The organism is Candidatus Methylomirabilota bacterium (genome assembly GCA_035260325.1).
In the GTDB taxonomy this organism is placed as follows: Bacteria; Methylomirabilota; Methylomirabilia; order Rokubacteriales; family CSP1-6; genus AR19.
This window is the reverse complement of sequence record DATFVL010000306.1, coordinates 1-3937: the sequence shown is the minus strand read 5'-3', so window position 1 is coordinate 3937 and position 3937 is coordinate 1. Positions and strand designations below refer to the sequence as shown.

The following is a 3937-nucleotide window of genomic DNA, read 5'->3' as shown; positions in this document are numbered from 1 at the left end:
GCTCGACCTCCTCGACAACAACGTCGGCATCGGCAGCCGCGGCTCCGTCGTCGACGAGAGCGAGGAGAGCTGGCGCCGGGTCATGGACGTCAACCTCCACAGCATGTTCCTCACCGCCAAGCACGCCATCCCCGCCATGCGACGGGCCGGCGGCGGCGCGATCGTCAACGTGTCGTCGATCTCCGCGCTACGGCCGCGCGGGCTCACCGCGTACTCCGTCTCCAAGGGCGCGGTCATCGCGCTGACGCGGGCGATGGCCGTCGACCACGGCCCCGAGGGCATCCGCGTCAACTGCGTCGCGCCCGGTCCCGTCTACACGCCCATGGTCTATCAGCGCGGCATGAGCGCCTCGGCGCGCGAGCGGCGGCGCAAGGCCTCGGCGCTCGGGGTCGAAGGCACCGGCTGGGACATCGGCCACGCCGTGCGCTTTCTCCTGTCGGACTTCGCGCGCTACGTCACCGGCCACACGCTCGTCGTGGACGGCGGCACGTCGCTGACGGCGCCCGAGCGCGACTCCCGGTGACGCGCCGGCGCACCGCGCTTTCCTCGACGCCCGGCGGGTCGCGGCGCGCGTCACGCGGTCTTGCCGACCCGCCGCCCGCCAGCTATAGTGCCTGCCACCTTGCTGGATCTCTACTGCGAGCGCGTCGGCCCGGGCCTGTGGGCCGAGCCCATGAACGCCTCGAGCAACATCGCCTTCTTCCTCGCCGCGTGGGCGGTCTGGCGCCTCGTGCACCGCGTGGGTCCGCAATCGCCCGACGTGTGGCTCCTGTTCGCGCTGCTCGTCACGATCGGGGTCGGAAGCAGCCTGTTCCACACGTTCGCCACGTGGTGGGCCAGAATCCTGGACGCCGGACCGATTCTCCTCTTCCAGCTCTGGTACGTGTGGCTCTACAGCCGGGAGCTCATCAAGATGAGGCGCGGCTACGCGGCGGGACTCCTCGTGGGATTCGTCGTGGGCGCGTACCTCGGCCGACAGTTCCCGCAGATCCTCAACGGCTCGCTGATCTACGCGCCGGCCTCCTTCTTCGTGGTCGCACTCGGGGTCTATCACGCTCGCACGCGCTCGCGTGAGCGGTTCCTCTTGCTCTGGGCGGCGGGGGTGTTCCTCGTGGCCTTCTTCTTCCGCACCATCGACAACGCGGTGTGCCCCTCCTTTCCCACCGGGACTCACTTCCTCTGGCACCTCCTGGTTCCGGTGGTGCTTTACCTCTCGGTCCGAGGCCTGCTCCTGAGCCTGCCGCGGCCTTTGCCCGCGGCCTGAGCCCGGCGTGCACCCGGAGCAGCGGGCGACTCGCGGCGTGACGAAGCTCCACGAGGCGATCAGGCGCGGGACGTATCCGCTCCACGTCGCGGCCGAGTTCGGCCAGGCGGCCGCCGCGCGTGTGCTCGTGGACGACGGCGCCGACGTCGGGCTCCGCAACGCGGAGAATGACGCGATCGCCCTCTGCTGGGCGGCGTTCTTCGGCCGTCCCGACGTCGTCGCGGTCCTCCTGCAGGCGGGCTCAGCGCCGAGCCAGCGCAACAAGCATGGCCTGACACCCCTCGGATGCGCGATGGGCGGGACTGAGGGCCGGTGGACGCGGTTCTCCGACGCGACGGCGAGCGACTGGCAGCGAGCGGCGGAGATCATTCGAGCGTACGACGGAGAGGAGTGAGCCCCCGATGAGCGATCTCGCGCGCGGTTCCCTGTTCCAACTCCTCGAATCCTGGGCGCCGCTGCTCATCTTCATCGCCGTGTGGCTCTTCGTGATGCGCCGCTACACCGGCCAGTACAAGCAGCGTGGGATCAGATCGAGCACCGGCTGGAGGCGATCGAGAACCACCTGGCGCGCATCGCGAACATCCTGGAGGACCGCCGTGGCAGGTAGGCGTTCGTCAGACGGCGTCGAGCTGGCCGGCGAGCGCGGCGCGGTCGGTGACCGGCAGCTCGCACGCGTAGTTGCGGCAGACGTAAGCGGTCGCCTTCCCGCCGACCGCCTCGCGGCTCTGGAGGAGCGGGATCCCCTCGGCGGCCTTCGAATCACCCGTGCGCATCCCGGCGACGACGCGGTTCGGAAGGTACCGGCCGAAGACCTCGGCGGCGAGCGGCGCGAGCCCGGCGTCGCCGGCCTTCGCCGCGACCAGCGCCACCTCGACGACGGGGCCCAGGTGGAAGTCGAGGGCGCAGAGGTAGCGGCCGAAGCCCGACGCGTAGCGCGTCATGAGGTCGGCCATCGGCCGGAGGGCGCCGAGGGCGCGTGACTCGTAGCGCGACTCGCCGGTCAGGATCGCGAGACGGAAGAGCGTCTCGATCGCGGCCGACGCGCCGCAGGGCACGGCGTTGTCGAAGAGGTTCCGCGGGCGGACGATGAGCCGCTCGTGGTCGGCGCCCGTGTCGTAGAAGCCCTCGAGCCGTTCGTCCCAGAAGAGCCTCAGCATCTCCTCGGCGAGCGCGCGAGCCTCGTCGAGCCAGCGGCGCTCGAACGTGGCCTCGTAGACGTCCACGAGCGCCGCGGCCACGAGCGCGTAGTCCTCGAGGTAGCCCTTGAGCTTCGCTTCCCCGGCCTTCCACGTCCGCAACAGGCGGCCGTCACGCCGCATCGAGCGCAGGACGAAGTCGGCGTTCTTCACCGCGGCGGCGACGTAGTCGGGCCGGTCGAGCGCGCGGCCGGCCTCGGCGAAGGCGCGGCACGCGAGGCCGTTCCACGCGGCGAGCACCTTGTCGTCCCGCGCGGGATGGACGCGCCGCTCACGCGCTGCGTAGAGCTTCCGGCGGATCCCCGCGATGCGCTCGGGATCGGGGTCGCCCGCGACGTAGAGGATGCTCCTGCCCTCGAAGTTCGCCCCGCGGTCCACGCCCCAGTAGCGCGCGGCCAGCTCCGCGTCGGCCGCCCCCAGCACCTCGCGCAGCTCGTCGGGCGTCCAGACGAAGAACTTGCCCTCGTCGCCCTCGGAGTCGGCGTCCTGCGCCGAGTAGAAGCCGCCGGACGGGTCGGTCATCTCGCGCAGGATGTAGTCGAGCGTCTCCTCGCACACGCGCCGGCATTCGGGGTCGCCGAAGGCGAGCCACGCGTGGAGGTACAGGGACGCGAGCTGGCCGTTGTCGTAGAGCATCTTCTCGAAGTGGGGCACGAGCCAGTGGGCGTCCACGGAGTAGCGGTGGAAGCCGCCGCCGACCTGGTCGTACATGCCGCCGCGCGCCATCAGCGTGAGCGTCGTGTGCGCCATCTGCCGCGCGCGGGGATTCTTCGAGCGCTTCCCGTAGCGGAGCATGAACTCCCAGAGCATCGGCTGCGGGAACTTCGGCGCGCCGCCCAGGCCGCCGTCGGCGTCGTCGAACTGCGAGGAGAGCGACTGGAAGGCGCCGAAGAGGACCTCGTCGGTGAGGAGCCGCGCCGCCCCGCGCAGGCGCTCGCCCTGGCCGAGCGCCTCGCCGATCTGGCGAGCGGAGGACAGGACCTCGCCGCGCCGGGTCGCCCACGCGTCGGCGAGCGACGCGAGGAGGCGCGGGAACCCGGGGAGGCCGTGGCGGTCCGCCGGCGGGAAATAGGTGCCGCCGTAGAAGGGCTCGCCCTCCGGCGTGAGGAACACGGTCATCGGCCAGCCGCCGTGGCCCGTCATGGACTGGACCGCCTGCATGTAGATCTGGTCCACGTCGGGCCGCTCCTCGCGGTCCACCTTGACGCTCACGAAGTGGCGATTCATCACGTCGGCGATCTCGGCGTTCTCGAACGACTCGCGCTCCATCACGTGGCACCAGTGGCAGGCGGAGTAGCCGACCGAGAGGAGGATCGGCTTGTCCTCTCCGCGCGCGCGCGCGAACGCCTCCTCGCCCCACGGGTACCAGTCCACGGGGTTGTGCGCGTGCTGGAGCAGGTAGGGGCTCGTCTCGCGGGCGAGGCGGTTCGTGGCCACCGGATCTACCGCGCGAAGGGCAGGTCGCTGACCCGCGCCT

The 3937-nt window shown here is 71.1% G+C and carries 4 protein-coding genes; 3 read left to right on the top strand and 1 reads right to left on the bottom strand.

Annotated features, from left to right (window positions below):
• From VKG64_19560 to VKG64_19550, 3 genes are all read left to right on the top strand, one after another.
• On the top strand, positions 1 to 523 hold a 523-nt coding region (locus VKG64_19560; protein ID HKB27237.1), incomplete at its 5' end, for an SDR family oxidoreductase.
• An 87-nt stretch (positions 524 to 610) separates the two neighbouring features.
• Positions 611 to 1264, top strand: coding sequence for a ceramidase domain-containing protein (locus VKG64_19555; GenBank protein HKB27236.1), 654 nt, complete (start codon positions 611 to 613; stop codon positions 1262 to 1264).
• Between the two features lie 37 nt (positions 1265 to 1301).
• A complete protein-coding gene (locus tag VKG64_19550) occupies positions 1302 to 1658 on the top strand; it encodes an ankyrin repeat domain-containing protein (GenBank protein ID HKB27235.1) in 357 nt (118 codons plus the stop codon).
• Positions 1659 to 1878: 220 nt separating this feature from the next.
• Here VKG64_19550 and VKG64_19545 read toward each other — a convergent pair whose 3' ends face one another.
• Positions 1879 to 3897, bottom strand: coding sequence for a thioredoxin domain-containing protein (locus tag VKG64_19545; GenBank protein HKB27234.1), 2019 nt, complete (start codon positions 3895 to 3897; stop codon positions 1879 to 1881).
• Positions 3898 to 3937: the final 40 nt, after the last annotated feature.